18 protein-coding genes, 1 tRNA gene and 1 pseudogene are annotated in these 22010 nt (G+C 67.5%); 11 read left to right on the top strand and 9 right to left on the bottom strand.

What is annotated here, in order from left to right; translation table 11 throughout:
- Positions 1-362: 362 nt before the first annotated feature.
- Positions 363-436 (top strand) — tRNA-Arg (locus KEG57_RS53340).
- A gap of 295 nt (positions 437-731) precedes the next feature.
- On the opposite strand, the pseudogene KEG57_RS56405 reads toward KEG57_RS53340, so the two are convergent.
- Positions 732-1118: pseudogene (locus tag KEG57_RS56405) on the bottom strand (tyrosine-type recombinase/integrase); the annotation flags it as partial.
- A gap of 26 nt (positions 1119-1144) precedes the next feature.
- On the bottom strand, positions 1145-1426 hold the full coding sequence (locus tag KEG57_RS53335; RefSeq protein WP_272460041.1) for a site-specific integrase: 282 nt from the start codon (positions 1424-1426) through the stop codon (positions 1145-1147).
- 368 nt (positions 1427-1794) lie between these two features.
- On the opposite strand from KEG57_RS53335, the gene KEG57_RS53330 reads away from it, so the two are divergent.
- Complete coding sequence (locus KEG57_RS53330) at positions 1795-3354, top strand: GMC family oxidoreductase (protein ID WP_272460040.1); 1560 nt, start codon at positions 1795-1797, stop codon at positions 3352-3354.
- 453 nt (positions 3355-3807) lie between these two features.
- On the opposite strand, the gene KEG57_RS53325 is transcribed toward KEG57_RS53330, so the two are convergent.
- Positions 3808-4470, bottom strand: a complete 663-nt coding sequence (locus KEG57_RS53325) for a hypothetical protein (protein ID WP_272460039.1) — start codon at positions 4468-4470, stop codon at positions 3808-3810.
- A gap of 658 nt (positions 4471-5128) precedes the next feature.
- On the opposite strand from KEG57_RS53325, the gene KEG57_RS53320 reads away from it, so the two are divergent.
- Entirely contained in the window at positions 5129-6478 is a 1350-nt protein-coding gene (locus tag KEG57_RS53320; protein WP_272460038.1) for a pyridoxal phosphate-dependent decarboxylase family protein, read from the top strand.
- Positions 6479-6486: 8 nt separating this feature from the next.
- On the opposite strand, the gene KEG57_RS53315 is transcribed toward KEG57_RS53320, so the two are convergent.
- Together KEG57_RS53315 and KEG57_RS53310 are read right to left on the bottom strand one after the other, a co-directional pair.
- A complete protein-coding gene (locus KEG57_RS53315; protein WP_272460037.1) occupies positions 6487-7554 on the bottom strand; it encodes a cupin-like domain-containing protein in 1068 nt (355 codons plus the stop codon).
- 10 nt (positions 7555-7564) lie between these two features.
- Complete coding sequence (locus tag KEG57_RS53310) at positions 7565-7975, bottom strand: hypothetical protein (RefSeq protein WP_272428776.1); 411 nt, start codon at positions 7973-7975, stop codon at positions 7565-7567.
- Positions 7976-8656: 681 nt separating this feature from the next.
- On the opposite strand from KEG57_RS53310, the gene KEG57_RS53305 reads away from it, so the two are divergent.
- The 3 genes from KEG57_RS53305 to KEG57_RS53295 all read left to right on the top strand — a co-directional run bounded on the left by KEG57_RS53305 (position 8657) and on the right by KEG57_RS53295 (position 12066).
- The gene (locus tag KEG57_RS53305; protein ID WP_272460036.1) at positions 8657-10210 is read left to right on the top strand and encodes a type I restriction-modification system subunit M; all 1554 of its coding nucleotides are present in this window, start codon (positions 8657-8659) and stop codon (positions 10208-10210) included.
- Complete coding sequence (locus KEG57_RS53300; RefSeq protein WP_272460035.1) at positions 10207-11436, top strand: restriction endonuclease subunit S; 1230 nt, start codon at positions 10207-10209, stop codon at positions 11434-11436. The genes KEG57_RS53305 and KEG57_RS53300 overlap by 4 nt, the downstream gene beginning before the upstream one ends.
- A 378-nt stretch (positions 11437-11814) precedes the next feature.
- A complete protein-coding gene (locus tag KEG57_RS53295) occupies positions 11815-12066 on the top strand; it encodes a DUF6968 family protein (protein WP_272428779.1) in 252 nt (83 codons plus the stop codon).
- Between the two features lie 32 nt (positions 12067-12098).
- On the opposite strand, the gene KEG57_RS53290 is transcribed toward KEG57_RS53295, so the two are convergent.
- Positions 12099-12599, bottom strand: coding sequence for a hypothetical protein (locus KEG57_RS53290; RefSeq protein ID WP_272428780.1), 501 nt, complete (start codon positions 12597-12599; stop codon positions 12099-12101).
- 88 nt (positions 12600-12687) lie between these two features.
- Between KEG57_RS53290 and KEG57_RS53285 the strand changes: the two genes are divergently transcribed.
- The 4 genes from KEG57_RS53285 (at position 12688) to KEG57_RS53270 (ending at position 17679) form a co-directional block, all read left to right on the top strand.
- Positions 12688-13326 carry a hypothetical protein gene (locus KEG57_RS53285; RefSeq protein WP_272460034.1) on the top strand — a complete coding sequence of 213 codons (639 nt, stop codon included), beginning with the start codon at positions 12688-12690 and terminating at the stop codon, positions 13324-13326.
- 463 nt (positions 13327-13789) lie between these two features.
- Positions 13790-15589, top strand: a complete 1800-nt coding sequence (locus KEG57_RS53280; RefSeq protein WP_272460033.1) for a sensor histidine kinase — start codon at positions 13790-13792, stop codon at positions 15587-15589.
- On the top strand, positions 15586-16314 hold the full coding sequence (locus tag KEG57_RS53275) for a response regulator transcription factor (protein ID WP_272428784.1): 729 nt from the start codon (positions 15586-15588) through the stop codon (positions 16312-16314). Before KEG57_RS53280 ends, KEG57_RS53275 begins: the two co-directional genes overlap by 4 nt.
- 111 nt (positions 16315-16425) lie before the next feature.
- The gene (locus KEG57_RS53270; RefSeq protein ID WP_272428786.1) at positions 16426-17679 is read left to right on the top strand and encodes an AgmX/PglI C-terminal domain-containing protein; all 1254 of its coding nucleotides are present in this window, start codon (positions 16426-16428) and stop codon (positions 17677-17679) included.
- 36 nt (positions 17680-17715) lie between these two features.
- Here KEG57_RS53270 and KEG57_RS53265 read toward each other — a convergent pair whose 3' ends face one another.
- On the bottom strand, positions 17716-19233 hold the full coding sequence (locus KEG57_RS53265; RefSeq protein ID WP_272460032.1) for an amidase: 1518 nt from the start codon (positions 19231-19233) through the stop codon (positions 17716-17718).
- Between the two features lie 209 nt (positions 19234-19442).
- Here KEG57_RS53265 and KEG57_RS53260 point away from each other — a divergent pair, with 209 nt between their 5' ends.
- Positions 19443-19886, top strand: a complete 444-nt coding sequence (locus KEG57_RS53260) for a hypothetical protein (RefSeq protein ID WP_272428790.1) — start codon at positions 19443-19445, stop codon at positions 19884-19886.
- A 3-nt stretch (positions 19887-19889) separates the two neighbouring features.
- On the opposite strand, the gene KEG57_RS53255 is transcribed toward KEG57_RS53260, so the two are convergent.
- Together KEG57_RS53255 and KEG57_RS53250 are read right to left on the bottom strand one after the other, a co-directional pair.
- Positions 19890-20750 carry a hypothetical protein gene (locus tag KEG57_RS53255; protein ID WP_272428791.1) on the bottom strand — a complete coding sequence of 287 codons (861 nt, stop codon included), beginning with the start codon at positions 20748-20750 and terminating at the stop codon, positions 19890-19892.
- 38 nt (positions 20751-20788) lie between these two features.
- Positions 20789-21784, bottom strand: a complete 996-nt coding sequence (locus tag KEG57_RS53250) for a hypothetical protein (protein WP_272428793.1) — start codon at positions 21782-21784, stop codon at positions 20789-20791.
- Between the last annotated feature and the right edge of the window lie 226 nt (positions 21785-22010).

Raw genomic sequence — 22010 nt, 5'->3', positions numbered from 1 at the left:
GAGCGGGGCGTTGCCCCGCACCCCAGCAGGGGGCTGTCCGCCCCCTGCACCCCGGACCAGGCACGGCCTGGACCGAAGGCCGAGAAACCGCGCGATGCGCGGTTTCTCGGACGGGCCCGGGGCAAGACCACGAGCGGCGTTGCCAACCAAGACAGCGGCACTGCCCTACCTGGTGGCGACGTTTTCCCTGTCGACAGCGCGCATCGCGCGCTGTCGCCCCGGGTCCAGCGCTTGCGCTGGTCCGGGTCCAGGGGTGGACAACCCCTGGTCGGGGTCCGGGGTGAAACCCCGGCGCTACGCCGCGGAACGATCTGGTCAGATGCCCCGCGACCGTTTATGCTCGCGTGCGAACGCGAAAGCGAGCGCCCGTAGCTCAGCTGGATAGAGCGGCGGCCTTCTAAGCCGCGGGTCGCAGGTTCGAGTCCTGCCGGGCGCGCCTGCGAAATCGTTGAGGATTTCGCCCTCCCCCCTCCGAGGTGTTGGTCCACGTTTGATCCATGAGGGGTGCTGCATACACTCGCGTGCGTCGCCTTCGCAGCCGCCTTGAGCGCGGTCTCGCCGAGGTGGGCGTATCGCTGCGTCAAGGTGATCGTGGAGTGCCCGTGGAGCTCCTTGATCTCCTCGAGCGTCCAGCGACGGCCGCCCGGCGCGGGGGCCCCGTCCTCCTGGAGGGGGTACCAGCCCGAGGCGAGCGAGGCGGCGCAGGTGTGCCGGAAGTCGTGGGCGGGCCTCCGCCGTCGGCCGTCGTGGCGACGCTCGGGGATGATCCCCGCTGCAGCGAGGTAGCTGTCCCAGGGGTTGACCTTGACGGCCTTCCCGTCCTTGTGGGTCGAGAACTGGAAGAGCACCCCTACCCCGCGTCGAGCTCCACGCGGACCGGGGAAGGCCAGCGAGAGCGCGTTCCGAGGGCACCACGCGGGGAGGAGGTCGAGCCACCGGCGCATCGCGGGGAGCGCCATCCAGAAGAGGGGCACGCGCCGGATCTTGCCGCTCTTCGTGGCGCCCTTGTTCGAGCGACGGATGACGACGTGCGGATTCTCGTCGTCGAGGTGCACATCGGCAAGCTTCAGCGCGTTGAACTCACCGAGTCGGAGGCCGGTACCGCAAAGGATTTGCATCCAGAGCCGGTGCTCTTCCGGGATCTTCACGCAGGTGAAGAGGGCGTGCTGCTCCTCGGGTAGGAGGTAGGTCCAGGGCTCCTCGGTTTGGCCTGCTTGCGGATCCTCACGTCCACCGCTGGGTTCTGCGGGCTCATCGCCTGGGCGACGGCATCCCGCAGGGCGAGCTTGACGAGCGAAAGCACCTTCGTGGCGGTCTCCCTCGAAATGCGGCCCCTGCCCCGGCAGGCCATCGGGGACAAACTCGTCACCGTGAGCCGCTCGACGAAGGCGATCACGTCGCGGGCCTGGATGTTGACGAGGGGCAAGCGTGCGAGGGGGCGCGGCAAACGAAGCGAAAATGATTCTGAGAGAATTGGCGCGCGTACCAGGCTCCGCGGCGCGCGCGCCGCGCGCCCGTCTCACGGCATAGCTTCCGGAACGCGGGCTACGAGATGGACGGACCGGGCCGGGCGGCAGCACCGGGACCGCGCGGTGCAAGGGGGCGCCCCTGCCCGGTGCCAGCCGGTTCGCAAGATGATAAAATGGTGCGATGAAGCGACCTTCAAGGGCTCCTTGGTGTACTGACCTGCCCGCATTCGCCGAACGCGCAGGCCTCTCGCGTCGAGATCTCCTCAAACTCATCGGTGCATCGTCGCTCTACGCGATCGGCGCGCGCTCTCTCGCCGGTTGCAGCGTGGACGAGACGATCTCGCCGCTCCCCGAGGTCTATGACTACGTCGTCGTCGGCGCCGGATCTGCCGGGTGCCCGCTCGTCGCGCGCCTGCTCTCGGAGCCGGGCGTCACGGTGCTGCTCGTCGAGGCGGGCGGCAGCAACGATCGCGAGGACATTCGCGATTTCACTCAATCGTGGAAGCTCACTCAGCCGGACTCCGGGGTCGATTGGGGTTATAAGTCCGAACCGCAGCCCGAGCTCTTGGACAGGGCGCAGTCCTACTCCGCGGGCAAGGTGCTCGGAGGATCGAGCTCGATCAACGGGATGGTCTGGGTGCGCGGCCATAAAGACGATTTCGATGGCTGGGCTGCCCAGGGGTGCACGGGCTGGGGCTATGAGAGCGTGCTGCCGTCGTTCATGACGCTGGAGACCTACCTGGCCGGCGATCCCGCCTACCACGGCACAATGGGCCCGATTGTCCCGACCGCGGAGTTTACCTCGAAAAATGAGCTCTCCAAGGGCGTGCTCGATGCCGTCATGAAGCTGGGGTATCCGCTGAACCAGGATTACAACGGCGCCTCGCCCTACGGGGTCGGGTTTACGCAGCTCAACGTCGACGTAGAGACGGGGGCTCGGCAGGACGCGTTCACGAAGTTCGTAAAGCCGCTCCTCTCGAATCTCAACCTGACGATCAAGACCCTGGCGCGCGTCAAGCGCATCACATTCGATGCAAACCGGAAGGTCGACAAGGTCCTCATCGACGTGAATGGCGCCGAGATCGCCGTCCGGGCGAGGCGGGAAGTCGTGCTCTGCACGGGCACGGTCAATACGCCCCAGCTCCTCATGCTCTCTGGGATCGGGAGCGCCGCCGAGCTCGCAATGCACGGGATCGAGCACGTCGCCGACGTGCCCGGCGTCGGGCAGAACCTGCAAGATCACCTGATCTCGGTGGTCGTCAAGAAGCTCCGGATGCCTAACGCGCCGAGCCACATCACGACCATGGACGTATCGATTTTCACGAACGGAGCGCCCGGCGCCGTGAACGGTCCGCCTCGGTTCGAGGTCCAGTCATATTATATGCGCTACGGCTGGAGCGACTATCCATCGGAGGCGCTCGCGCTCGGCTGCATCAACCTTCACCCCACGAGCCGTGGCCAGGTCAAGCTGCGCTCGGCCGATCCTCGCGAGGCGCCAATCATCGAGCCGAATTTCCTGGGCACAGCGGAGGACTGGGCCACGCAACTCGAGGGCTACAAGATGATCCGCCAGATCATCAACGCCCCGGAGCTCCTGGCCTGGGTCGAGGACGCCGAGCACACGCCGGGGCCGACCGTGGTCACGGACGATCAGCTCAAGGAGGCGTTGCGCAAATACTCCGAGGCCGATTTTCACCCGGTCGGCACGTGCAAGATGGGCGTCGGTCCGAGCGCGGTGGTAGACCCGGAGCTCCGCGTGCGTGGCGTGACCGGCCTGCGTGTCGCGGGCGCGGCGATCATGCCGACCATCGTGTCCGGCAATACGAACGCGGCCTCGATGATGATCGGAGACCGCTGCGCGCGGCTGATGCTCGGCAAAGGGTAGGCGATCGGCCAGCGGCGCCCCGAGGACCCCGCTGCCTCGGCCGCGGCGTTTCGGAGGAGGTAGACGCGGACGGTACGGGGGCCGGGCTCATGCCCGAACATCGACGTGTACGCCCCCTCGACCACCTCGAGCGCCCGCGCTGCCCCCTCGTCCTGCCGGGCGCGCAGCCTGATCTCCCCTGAACTCAATACGTTCGTTACGGGCCCTCTCGGCAGGGCCCACCGTCCCTCCACCGTGGGCCAAGGGGCCTCCCTGGCACCATCTCCCCTCCCCCTACGCTCCTGCCGAACGGAGTCCTGACCTGGGCTCCTCCGGCCCTTTGTCCAGCTGAGCTACGGGGCGTGCTGGGCCCCAGCTCGCGAGCATGCCGGCTCCTGTCAACAAGACACGCGTGCCCCTTCGCGTTTTCGGCCTCCTCCCATGCCTCTGCCTCACCTGCGGGCGTCCGGCGCATCAGTGCTTCGCGGGGCAAAGCAACATGAGCAGCAACGGCTGGCATGTCTTGCATGACCAGATGACCTGCCCGCCGCTCGCAGTGCCGCCGAACCAGACCTCCGACATGGCCCGGATCTGCAGACCATTCGTCAGCGCGTAGCTGATGAGCTTCGGCGCGGCGCAGGCGAACGGTAGGTTCTGATACTGGCAATCCTTGATGTACTCGGACGGAATCTTTGCGCCTCCTGCCGTGTATGCGGAGCGCGCATTCATGGTTGAGCTGTCGATCCACTGGACCCTGCTCGGCAGGTAGAAGCTGCTGGACGAGCAGACGAAGTCCGCGACGGTGGCATTCGACTTGCCGGAGTTCGCCGCGAACCAGCCCTTGTCCGTCTCCATGATGCCTACCATCGTCAGCAACACGGAGTTCTGGGCCGACGGGTCCAGGACCCTGTCGTTGTCGCGCATGACGTGATAAACGTAGTTCAGATATTCCGACCCCTTGGCGCTCTCCGGAATACCGATATGCTGGAGCTTCCCCTTGCACATCCAGCAAGGTTTGTAATCAGATTCGAGGTGGCTCCCGAGGCCGTAGTACTTCTCGGCTTGGTTGGCCTCTTCCTCACTCGCGAAGCGCGGGAACTGGTGCGCCCTCTGCAGCACGAGGCCCCCCGCGGCCATCGGTGGCCGAGGGCCTGTCGCTCGCTGCAGAGCCCCCACGGAGAACGGGGCCAGCGTCGGACTGCGTGGTGTACCTAGAAGCGGCAAGCCGTACATCCGTACATGCTGCGTCCCGGCGAACACCACCGTCGTCAGGAGTGGCGCGGTCCCCATCTGAACGACCGCGCGTTGCTGCACTTCCCGCCGCTGCATCACCGCCGATGGCTGCTGCGCTTTCCCTTGCACCACCGTCGCCGGGTGTGGCGCTTTCCTCTGTAACACCGTCGCCGGGTGCGGCGGCTTCTTCTCTATACCCATAACCTCTTACCGCGTCACCGTCGGCAGCCCACGAGCACCGCTCCAAAGATCCACAACCATGCTCTCCGCATCGAGCCGGGCGCGAGTATCACCCGCCACGGCAGCTGGTGCCTAATTCCGGGCCACGATCTGGGCCGAGCTCGCCGACCCTCACCAGGCGGGCCTTGCGTTCGGTGCGACGGTCGGTAACCTCCTGGGCGACGATCGGGAAACAGCGGCCAACAACGATCCCGTGGAACCATTGTGAATTTATGGGGCACCAATCACGGCCTTCCAAGCCGCGGGTCGCAGGTTCGAGTCCTGCCGGGCGCGCCTGCGAAGCTTTCGGGGATCTCGCTTCCTCCCTCGGAGAGTTCTGCGCATGGATGAACTGACCCTGATCGAGGAAGCGGATCGCCGCGCCCACGCCTACCTCGCGGGCGTGAACGAGAGGCGCGTGTTCCCTGACGCCGAGGCGCTCCGTGCCCTCTCTGCCTTCGAAGAGCCCCTGCCGGATCATGGCCGGGATGCGGCGGAGACGCTGCGACGGCTCGACGAGCTGGGCTCGCCGGCCACGGTGGTCTCCAACGGCCCGCGTTATTTCGGCTTCGTCGTCGGCGCGGCGCTTCCCGCTGCGGCCGCTGCCGAGCGCCTGATGCTGGCTTGGGACCAGTGCGCCTCGTCGTTCGACAACTCGCCCATCGCTGCGACCCTGGAGCGGATCGCGGGCCGCTGGGTGCTCGAGGCGCTCGGCCTGCCTCCGGAGAGCGCCGTGGGGTTCGGGACCAGCGCCACGGCCTGCACCCTTGCTTGCATCTCGGCGGCGCGTCGCCGACTCCTCGCGCGCAAGGGCTGGGACTTCGACGCCGACGGCCTTCTCGGCGCCCCCGAGATCAAGGTCGTGGTCTCCGAGACCGTGCACGTCACCGTGAAAAAGGCCCTGCGAATTCTGGGCTTCGGGATGCGCCGCCTGCTCGTCGCGCCCACGGACGCGTTTGGTCGCATCGATCCGGATCGCCTGCCGCCCCTCGACGACGCCACGATCCTTTGCCTCGCTGCCGGCGAGGTGAACACCGGCGAGTTCGATCCCTTCGAGGCCCTGATTCCCCGCGCCAAAGCTGCGGGCGCGTGGGTGCACGTGGATGGCGCCTTCGGGCTCTGGGCGCGCGCCTCGTCCCACGCTCACCTCGCCAAGGGCGTCGAGGGGGCCGATAGCTGGACGACCGACGGCCACAAATGGCTGAACACTCCCTACGACGGTGCCATGGCGATCTGCCGCGACGCGGATGCCCTCGCTGCCGCCATGAACAGCGACGCCGCTTATGCCACGGCCTCGCGAGATGCGCAGAAGAACCTGACGATGGAGTTCTCGCGCCGTCCCCGAGGACTGCCCATCTGGGCGGCGCTCCGGAGCCTCGGCCGGGACGGCGTGGCGGCCATGATCGACAGGCACATCGCGCAGGCTCAGCGGCTCGCCGGGTCCCTGCGCGAGGCGGGCTACGACGTCCTCAATCGGGTGGTGCTGAATCAGGTGCTGGTGCGGGCTGGCAGCGACGCCGAAACGATCGCGATCCGCGAAGCGGCCCAGGCATCGGGCGAGGCCTGGTTCGGGCCGACGGTTTGGCGGGGTCAGCCGGCATTCCGGCTGAGCGTATCGTCGTGGCGGACGACGGACGCGGACATCGACGCGATTTCGGAGCTTTTGCGGCGGCTTCGGCGCGGCACGCCCTGACGAGCGTCTCAACCGAGCGATTCGCGCTGGTGTAATGGGCGTCCTGGCCGATAATCGTAGCTGCCCGGCCATCGAAAGCCCACGACGGCGAGCGAGAGGCTCGGCGACAAACTCCATACCTCGTGCCACCACCCAACCGGGATGAAGAGCGCATCGCCCGGTTCGAGCTCCACTTCATGGACGAGCTCCGGGTGAACGCGCCGAACCTCGTCGCTCGAATGCGACGCGTAAAAGCCCGTGGCCGCATCCGCGACCATCGTCACGCTGGGCGGCACCAAGACGACCCGCTTCTTGCCGAGGATCTGGCAAAAGAAGTTGTTGGTCCCGTCGTGGTGCAGCTTCGTGTGCGTGCCCTTGGGCCCGAGCCAGAACGAGACGGCTCCACGGCGCGGCGGCGGGAAGAGATCGGGGGGCAGCTCGAACTCCTCGATCAATTGCCCGATCGTGGTGTCCTCGAAGGCTCGGTTGCGCGCCACGAGGTAGACGTCGTCGTCGACTGCGGTGGTGACGAGATCGAGGTAGTCCCCGAACGACATCTTCGCCCGCAGCTCCGCGAATTCAAGATCGGGGCGCGCGTGCTTGGTTCGACCCCGAGCGACCTCGATCTCCACATCGGCGAATCGCCGCCGGAGGTCCTCGAAGCGAAACCGCGGGGGCCGTGGCCATTGCTCCACGTACCCTCGCACGACGAGAGGGGCATTGCCGATCCAGTGCTGACGATGGAACACGTCGGCGGGTGGACATCGCGAGACTTCCACGACCGCGCCAGCATCTCGCCGGACGAGCTCGGGGAGCCGACCTATCTCGCGAGCTCGGGCGCGCTCGTCGACCGCGCGCACATAGGCCGGCGTGATCTGCGAATGCGCGATCTCGTCGAGCGCGTTCCTGACCGCCGCCACGGGGAGGCCTGCCCCGGAGAGCGTCGCGACGATCTCGCGGGGCGCGACGCCGCGCGCGAGGTTCAGCACGATCCAATCGAGCGCGTCGGCGGAGAGCCTGATCGCGGCTCGTCGAGACCTCGCGGTTGCCTGCGGAGAAGGAACGCCGCGCGTCCTGAACCGAGAGATGCCGCCCATCGGCGATGGCTTACTTGGCCTGCGGGGGCTGTGGCGGGATGGCGCCGCCCGCTCCGCCGGCCGGATTGGGTTGAGGCGGAATGGCACCGCCTGCTCCGCCGTCGCCCCCTCCGCCGCCTGCTCCGCCGGCGCCCCCTCCCCCGCCCGGTCCCGGCTGCGGTGGGATCACGCCGCCCTCTCCGCCGACACCCCCTCCGCCGCCCGGTCCCGGCTGCGGCGGAATGACGCCGCCCTCACCACCCGCGCCCCCTCCCCCGCCTGGCCCCGTCGAGCTCGACGTCGGATCTGGCGCTTGAGGCGGGATGTCGCCACTTCCGCTCGTCGTATCACCGCTGCACCCCGGCAAGAGCGCCGCCGTGAGCACCGCGGCTTGCCCGGCGCGGATGACGAGGGACGTGAGCGGGAGCGGGGTCGGTTTCACGCGCTGCATTCGTTCAGATAAACGCGAATGTGGATGGCCGTCAACCGCTCGGGTCATCGGTCCGGAGCTCCACGTCGCTGCCCTCCGCGCGAGTGACTGTGTCCTCCGCGCGAGCGACTGTGTCCTCCGCGCTAGCGGCTGTGTCCTCCGCGCTAGCGGCTGTGTCCTCCGCGCTAGCGGCTGTGTCCTCCGCGCTAGCGGCTGTGTCCTCCGCGCTAGCGGCTGTGTCCTCCGCGCGAGCGGCTGTGTCCTCCGCGCGAGCGGCTGTGTCCTCCGCGCTAGCGGCTGTGTCCTCCGCGCACAAGACCCCGCCCTCGGCGCACAACACCCCGCCCTCGGCGCACAACACCCCGCCCTCCGCGCACAAGACCCCGCCCTCCGCGCACAAGACCCCGCCCTCCGCGCACAAGACCCCGCCCTCGGCGCACAAGACCCCGCCCTCCGCGCACAAGACCCCGCCCTCGGCGCACAAGACCCCGCCCTCGGCGCACAAGACCCCGCCCTCGGCGCACAAGACCCCGCCCTCGGTGCACAAGACCCCGCCCTCGGTGCACAAGACCCCGCCCTCGGTGCACAAGACCCCGCCCTCGGTGCACAAGACCCCGCCCTCGGTGCACAAGACCCCGCCCTGGCCGCGATCCCCTCGACCCCCCTCCCCCGTCTTGCGGTACAACCCGCCCGATGCCCCTCCCCGCCGACTTCGAAAGGCGCCTCTGGGCCGCGGCCGACCAGCTCTGGACCAACTCCGCGCTGCAGCCGTCCGAGTACGCCACGCCCGTCCTCGCCCTGATCTTCCTCAAGTACGCCGACCACCGATTTGCGCAAGCCGAGCGGGAGCTCGCGGGCAAAGCGCGGCGACGTGGGGCCATCGGGCGGGACGATGCTCACGCCCGCGGCTTCGTCTACGTGCCCGAGAAAGCGCGATTCCGCGGGCTTCTGGAGCTGCCGGAGGGCGCGGACATCGGCAAGGCGATCAACGAAGCGATGAAGGCGATCGAGGCGGAGAACGACGACCTCCGGGACGTCTTGCCGAAGACGTACGGTCGTTTCGACGCGCAGACATTGAAGGAGCTCCTGAAGCTCTTCAGCACGATCCCCGAGGACGTGGAGGGCGACGTCTTCGGGCGGATTTACGAATATTTCCTCGGCAACTTCGCACCGCGCACGCTCCAGAAGGGCGGCGAGTATTTCACGCCGTATTCGGTGGTGCGGCTCATCGTGGAGATCGTCGAGCCGTACCACGGGCGCATTTACGATCCTGCGTGCGGGTCGGGCGGGATGTTCGTGCAGAGTGCGAGCTTCGTTTCGGCGCACGAGAAGCGGCCGACGGACGAGATCTCGGTGTACGGGATCGAGAAGATCCAGGCGACGCTGCGGCTCGCGCGGATGAACCTCGCGGTGCATGCCCTCTCGGGGGACATCAAGGAGGCGAACACCTATTACGAGGACGTGCACGAGCAGGAGGGTCGGTTCGACTTCGTGATGGCGAACCCGCCGTTCAACCAGAATGCCGTGGACAAAGAGCGGCTGAAGGACGACCGAAAGCGGTTCCCGTTCGGGATGCCGACGATCGACAATGCGAACTACCTGTGGATCCAGCTCTTCTACAGCGCGCTCAGCGAGAAGGGTCGGGCCGGGTTCGTGATGGCGAACAGCGCGAGCGACGCGCGGGGGAGCGAGCTCGAGCTCCGGCGCAAGCTCGTCGAGACGGGCGCGGTCGACGTGATCGTGGCGCTCAGCCCGAACTTTTTCTACACGGTGACACTGCCGGTGACGTTGTGGTTCCTGGACAAGGGGAAGGCGAAGGGGGCGCGGAAGGACAAGGTGCTCTTCATCGACGCGCGGCACGTGTACCGGCAGGTGGACCGGGCGCATCGTGAGTTCACGCCGGAGCAGATCGAGATGCTGGCGAACATCGCGCGGCTGTGGCGTGGGGAGAAGGCGGAGAACCTGCACGGGGGCGGGAAGCTCATGAAGGAGAATTTCCCGAAAGGGAAGTACGTCGACGTGGCGGGGCTGTGCAAGGTGGCGACGATCGGGGAGATCGAGGCGCAGGGGTGGAGCCTGAATCCGGGGCGGTATGTGGGGGTGGTGGAGAAGGCGGGGGAGGAGTTCGATTTCAAAGAGAGGCTTGGGGAGTTGAATGAGGAGCTAGAGCGGCTCCATGCGGAGGCGCGGGAGTTGGAGGGGCGGATCGCGGAAAGCGTTGCCGCGCTCCTGGAGACGTGTTCATGAGCTACCCTCTTCGACAGATCGCGCAGTTTGCATCCGTTCGCTCCGGCTACGCATTCAAGAGCGCCGATTGGCAATCAAACGGGGTGGCTGTCGTCAAAATAGGCAACATCAAAGAGGGCAGCATTGTCCTTGACGGCTGTTCCTATGTCTCGGAGGAGACTGCCGACAGCGCTCACGAATATCGCTTACATTTCGGCGACGTTCTCATAACGATGAGCGGCATCATCGGTGAAGTGGGAAGAGTACGCACGCATCAACCTCTCCTACTGAATCAACGAGTTGGTCGCTTCGTGCTGCACCGCCCAGGTGAGCTTTCGTTAGACTATTTATTTTATTGCCTGCGCGCACCAAGCACGCGGACGAACATTGAGGCTGTTGCATACGGAGCAGCTCAGCCCAACGTTCGTCCTACGCTCATCGGTCAAACAGAAGTTGCAGTTCCTCCACGCAGGGTTCAGGACCGAATCGCGAACATCCTCGCCGCCTACGACGACCTCATCGAGAACAGCACCAAGCGCATCACGCTCCTGGAACAGCAAACAGCTCTGATGTTCGGACACGTCGAGGCGGACGCACGTTCCGCAGCCAAACGTCGAGACCTCGGGGAGATAGCAGACGAGGCCGGCGGGACCATCCGGACCGGGCCGTTCGGCAGCCAGCTCCACGAATCGGACTATACGACCGAGGGAACACCGGTCGTGATGCCTAAAAACCTTCGTGAGGGCAGGATCGATACGAGCGACATCGCCCGCATCCCGAAGGACATCGTCGAAAGGTTGGCACACCATAAGCTTTCCGAGGGTGATATCGTGTACGGCCGAAGAGGAGACATCGGCCGTCGTGCCTTCATCCGCCAGAGGCAAGCTGGCTGGCTCTGCGGTACCGGTTGCCTGAGGATCACCCTACCCGGGGGACCGCTGCGCTCCCGATACCTACACCAGTACCTCGGAAAGCCCGAGATCGTCTCCCTTATCGCAAGCCGCGCCGTCGGCGCGACGATGCCGAACCTGAACACATCGATTCTGCGCGGGATCCCGATCGACGTGCCGCCGCTCCGACTCCAGGACGAGTTCGTGCGTATCGCAGACGCAAACGACGAGCTTGTCGACGTGCTCGCGGCGAAGAACGAGAATTTGCGCAAGCAGCGTGACCTCCTCCTCCCCCGCCTCCTCTCCGGCGAGATTGACGTATCACGCTTGCCGATGCCCGACGAAGGTGGCGGGTGAGCGATGAAGCGGGGACACGTGCTGGTCGCCGCCGTTCTCGTGAACGTCTTGGTCGTGGGATGCCGTCCGCGTGAAAAGCAGAAACGATACGATGCCTTCGATGGCGGAAACCTCCACTGCTTGAAGAGTGCAACGAGCCGTGGGACAACTGCTACAGAAGCTGCGAGACGCAAGTACCGCGTGCGGTTCGTGCTGTCGTGACCAGCGGCTTCTCTGTGATACCAGGCAGCCCTACTCCTTCCAATCGTGCGAGAGTGTCCGTTGAATCCGTTGGGGCAACAAGGCGCCTCCCGAGAACAGGCGAGCCTGTCATCAAGAGGCGCACGCCATTTACACGCGGTGTCTGCGGGACTGCGACAAGAAAAAATAAGACCAACGATGCAAACCCAGAAGTTGCAATGGATACCCCCGGAAGGCGGGGCCGCGCGAACGATCACGGTGACCATCAGCGCCCCCGAGCCGCAGGGAGAGATGTTCGCGGCTGTGGTTGACATCACCGGCTTCGATGAGCCGTGCACGAAGCGGATCTACGGTGCAGACGCCGAGCAAGCCGCGGAGCTCGCGAGCAAGACCGTCCCCGCCCTGCTCGATCTACGTGCCCGCGGTGGCGCGTTGATACCGCTCGATTGACCATCCCGGCGCCACGATGACGGAAGCGGCGCTCACCCCCTTGTCCGCATCGATATCGCCCCTCGACTCGGCCCCTCGGGCGGCGGCAGCATCACCGTGAGCGCCTCGATCGCCGGCAACGCGGACCGGATCCGCGCGGCCACCGGGAACGGCGTGAACGGCCCGCTGAACCAGAGCAGCAATACATAGACCCCGGCAAACGATTGCGCGTAGGCGAACGGCTCTTCGTCGGCCAGCGCGACCGTGAAGCGCGCGCCGGGTCTGTCCTTCCCGGGCGGGCGCGCTCGCAGCACGCGCTCGAACATCTCGCCGAGCGCGGATAGCTCGCGCTCCAGATCGGCCTCCGTCCCCCGAAGCGCAAGGGCCTCCATGGGGACCGGAAGGTCGCTCGGCGCTCGCCTCGACAGACCATAGCAGAGCAGGCTGCCCGACAGGTCGCAGACGATGGCGTTCGTGGCCCCCACGCCGTCCTGCAAGGACACGAGGCGGCGATGCAGCTTGAGCCACGCGGGGATCTCGTCGGCCGAGGCCATGGTCGCAGAGCCTACAGCTCTACCGCCCGAGGCACAAGACCCAGGCACGCTCTCGACCCCCTGGCCCCGTCTGGCGTATCGTGCCCCCATGGACGCCCAATCTCTCCTCGATCGACTCCGCAACGACGACGACGCCGACGAAAAGAAAACCGCCAAATCAGCGCTTTCCGACAATCCCGATCTTCCCGCGGAGCTCCTCGCGTGGGCCGCGCGGGCGGTGAACGAGGAGGTCGCGATCGAGCGCGCCGACGCCTCCACGTTTCTCGCCGTATCCCTGGTCGTGACGGACCCCGCCCTGAAGGGACGCCTCCGCTTCGCCCAAGCCGAGCTCATGCATGTGTCGAGCGACTCTGATCAATATGTGCTCGACGCCGCGATCGACGCGGTCGGCTGGGCTCCGGACCTCGCGGGCGCCTACGAATTGATCTTCGACAAACTCCGCGGTTCGTCCGATCTCGACTGGACCGAAGCATTCGAGAAAATCGGGGGGCGGGGCCTCCCCAAGGACGCCCTCGCCCTCTTGCGCCACGTGATCGAGCGCACCGAGGCGGGCGTGAGGACCGGAGACAAACCGTATTTCCTGAAGTTCGCCCCCACGGAGGGAGCCACGCTCGCGGATGTCGAGGCGTTCGTCGCACAGGGCCTCCTCGCCGAGGCCGTCGCAGCCCGCCGCGGCGCGGCCGGCGAGGATTTCCCCACGGCGCGGCGTGCGATCCTCGGGGGATAGGCGCCCCGCCGCGCTTTCCCCCGCCCGAGGGCCTGGCGCTGAGCATGGGTCTCATCGCGAGGCGTCGCGCCGGGGCGCTGCCCCGGGCCCCGCGGGGGCTGTTCGCCCCTCGACCCGAACCAGGGCAAGCCCTGGACCGTTCGTGGAAGAACTGCGCGTTGCGCAGTTCTTCCAACAGGCCCGTGGCAAGACCAGGAAGGTGCGTTGCACGCTGGCGACGGGCACGTGGCCTGTTGAACGGTCTTGATGGGCAGGATCGTCGTTGGTCTTGACCTGGCCTGTTCGATGAACTGCGCATCGCGCAGTTCATCGACCCCGGGTCCAGCGCTTGCGCTGGTCCGGGTGCAGGGGCGGACAGCCCCTGCTGGGGCCTGGGGCAAAGCCCCAGCGCAGCGCCTCCCACTTTGCATCCGCCGCGCATGCCGTGACATGGCGGTGACATTTCCATGCGAACCTGTCCCTCGTGTTGACCGAACGCGCCGCGCGCCTCAGGGATCTCCTCCTTTTCGTGACGCTCGCGCTCCTGCCTTCGATCGCGGTGGGCATCCTCGGCCTGCGCGCGATGGAGGGCGAGGAGGCGGCGCAGCGGCGCGAGGCCCAGAGCGCGCTCGACTTCAGCGCCGAACGCCTCCGCCTCCGCGTCGAGCAGGGCCTCGCGGAGGCCAACGCGGCCCTTGCCGCCGCGCGCTTCGGCCCCGAGCTCCGCGACGCGGAGCAGACCCTCGCCGGCCTCGCCCCGCCCTTTGCGGCGCCCTTGCTGCTCGATCGCGACCGCGCCCTCGCCCTGCCGGCTGCGCCGCCCGCGAGCGCCCCCCCGAAGGCCTCGACGGACCATTGCAACACCCTCGCGGCCACGTTCACCACTTCGAAAAACCCGGACACACGAAAAGCTGCCCGTAACGAGCTGCTTACCGTGTGTCCAGACGTTCGCGGCGCCGGCGGGCGATTCCTCTATCCCATCGTCGCGCTCTCCCATCTCTCGGAGAGCGAAGCTCCGGCCCTCGTCGCCTGGATCGAGGGCCATGCGGCGTCGCTCTCGTCCGGGGAGCGCGAGGCGACACGCGAGGAGCTCACCACGGCCATGGCCCTCGGCGAACCCTTGCGCGCCCGCGCGCTCCTCGCATTGAAGGGTTCTCCCTCCACGCGTGGCCGCATCCTCGACGCTTTGCGCAGCGAGGAGGCCGCGGTGGCCCTGCGCGGCGGCCCCGATCGCGCTGGCATGCTGCGGTTTCGCGCGCCGGGCGCCATCTTCGTTCTCCGCGCCCTCGACGACGGCCGGCTCGCGGGCCTCGTCGTGCACGGCGATTCTCTCGCGGCCTCCCTCGACGCGGGTTTTCCCGCCATGCCCGCCGGCGAACGCGCGCAATTCGCGCCGACCGTCGCCTCGTTCGGCGACCTTCGCGGCACGACCCTCCTCACGCCCGGCCTCGCCATGCACGTCGTCCCTGCCGATCGCACGGCCATCGACCGGCGCGCCGCGCGGAGCCGCCGCGTCCTCGCCGCGATTGGCGCGGGCGCCGTCGTCGTCTCGCTCGGCCTCCTCGCCTTGTTATGGGCGCGCATGCGGGCAGCGCGGCGCACGAGCGAGCTTCGGGTCGATTTCGTCTCCGCCGTCTCGCACGAGCTGCGCACGCCGGTCTCCTCCGTCCGCATGCTCGCCGAGCTGCTCGAAGGCGGTCGTGTCGAGCCCGAGGAGCAACACGAGGTCTTCGAGGCACTCGCGCGCGAGTCGAAGAGGCTCGGCGACACGGTCGAGCGCATGCTCTCGCTTGGCCGTATGGCCAAAGGCCGGCTCGCCGCGGTGCGCGCGGAGGCCGATCTCGCGGCCGTCGCGGACGAGGCCATCCTCGCCTTCGAGGAGCGATTCCCCGATGTTCCCGCGATCGAGCGCACCATGGACACCCCGGCCCCTGCGCACGTCGATCCAGGGCTCGTCCGCCTCGCCCTCGACAACCTGCTCGACAATGCGCGCAAATACGCGCCCGACGGCACGCCCTATCGGGTCGTCTTGCGACGCGCGGACGAGAGCATCACGATCCGCGTCGAGGACCGGGGCTCCGGGATTTCACGGCGTGATCAGAAGCGTATCTTCGAGCCCTTCGAGCGGCTCGACGACAAACTGAGCCGGGAAACCGAGGGCAGCGGCCTCGGCCTCTCGCTGGTCCGACACGTGATGCGCGCGCACGGCGGGACGGCGCGCGTGGAGAGCGAGCCCGGTCGCGGCGCGGCATTTGTTTTGGTATTTCCAGGGAGGAAAGCATGAGCACGAAGAGTTCTGCGGGGCGGCAGGAGACCATTCTCCTCGTCGAGGACGATCTCGGCCTGCGCCTCGCCATGACAAAGACACTGCGATCCGAGGGGTTCCGCGTCGAGGTCGCGGGCACCGGCAAGGACGGACTCGAAGCCGCGCTCGCGCAAAAGCCCGATCTCGTCCTGCTCGACGTGATGCTCCCCGGCATGAATGGCTTCGAGGTTTGCCAGCGCCTCCGCGAGGCGGATCCCGAGGTCCCCATTCTCATGGTCACGGCCAAAGGCGAGGAGCCCGACAAGGTCCGCGGCCTGCGCCTCGGCGCCGATGATTACATCGTAAAACCGTTCGGCGTGGCCGAGCTCTGCGCGCGCATCGACGCGGCCCTCCGGCGGCGCAGGCGCGTCGAGGCCGAGACCGAGGTCATCCAGATCGGCGACGTCACCGCCGATTTCCGCGCTCATACCTTGAGCCGCGGCGGCCAGTCGCTCGAGACGACCGCGCTCGAAATGCGCCTGCTCCGCTACTTCCTGCGCCACGAGGGCACGCTCCTCCCGCGCCAGCGTATCCTCGATGCCGTCTGGGGCGCCGACTACTTCGGCACGGATCGCACCGTCGACAACTTCATCAACCGCCTCCGCGCCAAGATCGAGGACGACCCGAAGAACCCTCGCCACCTCGTCACCGTGCGCGGCGCCGGCTACCGCTTCACCCGCGCCCCGAGCTCTGGAGGCGACTGACCCGCGCCCGGTGACCGAACGGTGACATGGCAGAGAAATTTCGTACAGGAACGCGCCGCATAGTGGTCTCCAGACGGCGCCGCGATGGCAGCCATAACGGAGGATCCGATCATGATGAAGCAATTCGGCCGTGGTTTCGTTCTCGTGTCCCTGGCTTCGACGTTCGTGCTCGGTTGCGCGGGTGAAAACACCGAGGGCACCGAGGCGCCGGCCATTCAGGCGGCGCCCTCGGGCGAGGCGTCCGTCGCGCTGCGTATCGAGCGGGTCGCGCGCGCGCTCGACCGCGGCGAGGACGCGAAGCAGGCGCTCGCCGAGATCGATCTCGCGCTCGCGCATCCTGCCGCCACCGCGACCGAGCGCGACGAGGCCACGCTCGTCCGCAGCCGCGCCCTCGAAGCGACGGGCGACGCGGAAGGCGCAATCACGGCCGTCGAAAACCTCCTCGCCGCGCACGCGGGCGATCGGGAATGGGCGCTGTCCGCCGAGGCGGAAAAACGCCTCCGCAAGCTGCTCACGGGCAGCGAGGACACGCCGAAGCGCCGCCTCACCCCGGCCGAGCCTCCGGTCTCGATCTTCGCGACCCAGCTCGCGAAGTTTTTCCCGCCCGACGCGGGCGGCCGTTATCGCGTGCGGGTCCTCGCGTTCGGCGGCGACCGCAACTTCTCGAGTGATCGAATCGGCACGTTCAACGTGGGCGGCGCGATCCGCGCCGAAAAGGAGAAGACGTGCTCGACGTGCGAGGTGAACGTCGACAGCAACACGAACCGCGAGACCTCGTGGGTCGGCATCGTCCGCGCCCGCGCCGAGCTCGCCACCTCGCTCGTCGTTTATTATTACGATCTCGAAGGGGGCGAGATCCCCGCGCGATACGACGCGGAGCTGCCGCTACCTTCGGCCGAGATCAAGGCGCGGCTCGCGAAGGGCAAGGGGCTCGTGGCCGCGAAGAAGCGCGAGGGCGCGCCGCCCGTGATCCTCGTCGCGGCCCCGCGCTTCGCCCAGCTCGACAACGTCGAGACCACGCTCGCCGGCATGGACGAGCTCCCGCTCGAGGCCACGAGCGTCGAGGTGCCGGAGTCGCTCGAAGCCGAGGAGATCCAGGCCGTCGTGCGCGGAGGTTTTTCCTCGTTCCGGCCTTGTTACGAGGCGGTCCTCCAGACGAATCCGGCGGCGTCGGGTCGCATCATCCTCGATTTCAAGGTGGGCACCGACGGGCACATGACGACCCTCAAGGCCACGGCGGAATCGGCCGCGACGCAGCCGATGGAGGCTTGCATGCGCGACGCTGCCCAGGGCTTCGTTTTCCCCGCGGCGACGAAGGAGACCACGGTCTCGTATCCCATCCTCTTCACGCCCGGCGACGACTGATCCGCCGGGCAGGGAGGACGCCGGCTCGGAATCACGTCACGAGAGCCCCGGGGACGCGGAAGCGTGAACGGGCGGGCGACGGGCGCGGAAGGATTGGACCTCTTCGATCTGCGCGCAGAGCCGGAAGAGACGCGCGTCCTCCCCGAAGCGCGCCGTGAGCATGGTCCCGATGGGCAAACCCTCCGCATTCCAGTGGAGCGGCACGCTCGCCGAAGGCTGCCCCGTCACGTTGAAGACCGGCGTGAACGGCGAAAACGCATACGCGCGCTCCACGGCCATGTCGAGCAGCCGCGGCAGCCGCAAAAGCTCCGGGCGATCGAGCCGCGCCACGAGCTCTTGCATCCCCTCCTCCAGGCCCTTCGCGAGCAAGGTCCCGTGCGGCACGGGCGGCCTGCCGATCGTCGGCGTGAGCAGGACGTCGTATTCCTGAAAAAACCCGGCCACGGCGCGCTGCACTTCGAAGAGCTTGCGCCGGTAATACACGAACGTCCCCGCGTCCGTGCTCCGGCCGACGAGGTTCAAGAGCCACGTCGTCCGCTCGACATCCTCGCGCCGCGCCGGGCGGCCGAGGAAGTCCTCCGACGCGCGGATCTCGGCGGCGACGAGCGCGCTGAAATGCAGGAAAAACCCCTTCGCGAACTCGCGCGCGTCGAAGCGCGGCCGCGCCGGTTCCACGTGATGCCCGAGCTTTTCGAGCAGTTTTGCCGTTTCCTCGACGGCGCGCCGGTTGTCCGGGTGGGGGTCCGCGCCGTGGAGGAGCGGCTCGGTCGTGAAGGCAATGCGGAGTTTTTCGGGGGGCGCGCCGAGCGCATCCAAAAAACCGTGGTACGGCGCGGGCGCGTGGTACATCGCGGTCGACTCGGGCCCGGCCGTCGCGTCGAGCGCGGCCGCGCTGTCGCGCACGGTGCGGGAAAGGACGTGCTCGGTGGCGAACCCGTAAAAGCTCTCGCTCACGTCGGGGCCGACCGGCGTGCGCGCGCGCGTGGGCTTGAAGCCGAAGAGGCCACAACACGCGGCCGGAATACGAATCGATCCGCCGCCGTCACCGCCGTGCGCCATGGGCACGATCCCCGCCGCGACGGCCGCCGCCGCGCCGCCGCTCGATCCGCCCGGCGAGTAGCCGAGGCGCCAGGGATTGTGCGTGGGGCCATAAAGCTCGGGCTCGGTCGTCGGCAGGATGCCGAACTCGGGGGAGTTCGTCTTGCCGAACACGACGAGGCCGGCGCGCAGGAATCGCTCGGTGAGCTCGGCGTGGTGGGCAGGGACATTTCCACGATAGAGGCGGCTCGCGGCCTGAAGCGGCACGCCGGCATAAGCGGAGGCCATGTCCTTCATGAGGAAAGGCACGCCGCGGAAGGGGCCGTCGGGCAGCTCGCCGCGCGCCCGCTCGCGCGCGATGACGTGCATGCCGATCACGATCGCGTTGAGCCGCCCGTTCACGCGTTCGGCACGCGTGATCGCCTCCTCGAGCAACTCGACGGGGCTCACCTCCCCTTTCTTCACGAGCGCGGCGAGACCCAGAGCGTCGTGGTCGTCGTATTCCTTGAAGCTCACACCCGTGTACCTACCAGATCGCGCGCGCCCGACTCAACGACGAAGGGCACGGCCGCGGCGCATCTCCTGCGCCTCCGCGCGCGCCTTGCGCCGTGTCGACCGGCGACGTCCATGGACCGATGAAAATCCGGGCCGTTTGGTGTATGTAGGGCGACGCGCGAGCCCGGCACGCGCCGTGCTTGGGTCTTCGGTGCATCGAACGAGGCACGATGAAACACCACTATCTCTTCGGTTTTCTCGCGGTGGGGACCCTTGGCGTGGCCGGCTGTGGCACGGACTATTCGGGCACGTACAAAGGCGAGGCCACGGAGTCCGGGACGATGAAGATCGCCGTCGCGCAGACGGCGGAAGTCGCCAAGAACGAGTCGCCGCCGCGCAAGGTGCCCGACGCGACCGTGACGGTCTCGAAGGACGGGAACGGCTACGTCGTGAAATTCGCGTCCTGCGAGATGAAGGGCGAGGCGTCGACGCCGAAGCTCGTCGTCGTGAAAAACACGTGTGACGTCAAAGTGGCGAACTGGGAAGGCAAGCTCCCCCTCTCGGCGACGCTGAACTTCGACGACACGGGCGCCCTCTCGATGGAGGTCACGGGCACCACGAAGAACGAGGCGACGGTCATCTCCTACGACTGGACGTTCAAGGGCAAGAAGTAACGTTCATTCGGGACAACCGATCGGCCGCGTGGCGAGGACGACGTCGTCGATCCAGATCGCGCGCGCCTCGTCCGGCAGATAGGACTCCCACCCCAGGTAGAGCTCGGAGAAGAGCGGCGCCACCCAGGGAGCCGTCGGCGTATCCGGGTTCGTACAGCCGTCCCCGGTCTCCTTCACGGCGAGGCCGGGCACGCCATACCCGTCGACGGAGAGCTGCATCGCGTTGTTTTGCCCGTCGAACTTCCATTCGAAGCACGCCCACCGCCCCACGGGTATGGCCACCTCGTGCGAGTGGGCCCAGCACGCCGTGTGAGGGGCGCTCATCGGATCTTCGTAATACTCGGGCGTGTCGTAGAACGCCGTGAGCTGACTGCCGAGGAACGCTCCCGTCCCCTCGTCGATGATGGGGTGGTGCACGCCATAACGGTAATAAGCCTTGTAGGTCTGTCCGGGTACGCGTCCCTGCCCCGTCACGAGCCCCACGCCCCCCGCTTGCATGGGCACGGATTCGATGAACATCATCGCCCGGCCATAAAGCACGTTGCCCTCCGGGGGGAGCACCGAGGTGTCGTCGAGCGCGAGCATCACGGTCCGAAAATCGGCGTTCATGCTGGTCGCGGCCGCCGTGATCTTCACGGCGCGCGAGCCGCTCCGGGCATTCTCCGAGGAGACGACGACGGACCCGCCCACCTCGACGGTGCGCCACTTGCCTCCGGGTTTGTCGCCCGTGCCGCCCGATTCGAAGTCGTCACAGAGGATCGCCGTGTCGCAGATGTTCGCGAACTGCCGTTCCTCGGCCGTGCACCCGGCGGCACCAAAGGCGGCCGTGAGGAGGATTGCGGAGAGTTTCCCGTCGTTTCGCATGCCGCTTTTTATCACGGCGGCCGGGGGGACGGCAGGGGTCAGCGGCAGCCCTCGGCGCGGGACCAGTCGAACGTGTCGTCCTTGTACTCACGGCTCTTCTGCGATTTTCCACCCATGGTCATGTCGACGGTCTGCTCGAACCGCACGTGGCGGGGCTTTAGCGTGCGCGGGTCGGTCTCCGCTTCGGTGCGCGTGATGCGGCGGATATTTTCGATGGGCATGTCTTTGGGGAAATGGGGCCCGGCCATCTCGCGGATGAGGCTGGCGAGGCCCTGGGCCGCTTTTTCCCCCTGGAGGGTCTGCGTGATCGAGACCCGGACGAGCGCGTCGTCCTCCTGGACTTTGCCGTGGTGCTCGAAACGCAGGCGCACGGGAATCGTCTCCGCGCCGGCGGGGACCTGGTCGTCGGCCTCGACGACCTCGCCCGGCGCATTCGGGAGCCCGATCCACGCGCCGACCCAGGCATTCCAGGAGTCGCCCGCGGCCGAGGCGAGCTGCGCCTGCATCTGCGGCGAGCGGAGCGCCTGCTCCATGAACGTCGAGAGCTTCGGGTTGTTGGCGATCGCCGGCGTGGCGAGCATGCGCTTGATCATCTGATCGAGCCCACGGGCCTCGAGGTACTCGCCCTCGGGCGAAATGATCATGGGCACGGGCATGCTGAGGAGCGGGAGCACGGGGGCGAGCTTTTCCTGCACCTCGGGCGTGGTGGCGTCCTCGCCGTCGATCACGAGGAACTTGGTGTCCTCGACGCGGACCTCGATCTTGCCGTCCTTCATGGGACGGGCCGCGACGAAAAAGCGCATTTTCGCGCCCTTGCCCTTCTTCTCCGAGACGCGCTCGACGGGCACGCGGCAAGGCACCTTCCACCCGAAGGAGAGGACGTTTTCGTTCGCCGCCGAGGGCTCCGCGACCTCGTCGGTGCTGCCCGAGGACGAACCGGAGGCGGGCGTGGCCGGCTCTTTCGCGGCCTCGGACGAGGCCCCGCAGGCGGCGGTGAACAGGAGGAGCAGGAGGGGAAGTTGCGTGTTCCGCATGCGCGCACGTAGCATCCTTCCATTCGGCCCTCGCGATCCAGTGATTTTTCCGTGGGGCCCTCCCCTCGCTGTGCCTTGACGCCTGAGCATTGGTCTCATCTGGGAGGCGCTGCGCTGGGGCTTTGCCCCAGGCCCCACCAGGGGTTGTCCACCCCTGGACCCGGACCAGCGCAAGCGCTGGACCCGGGGTCGATGAACTGCGCGATGCGCAGTTCATCGAACGAGC

This window comes from Polyangium jinanense (assembly GCF_028435365.1).
Note: the sequence above shows the minus strand (reverse complement) of the source record. Positions and strands in the feature narration are given on the sequence as shown.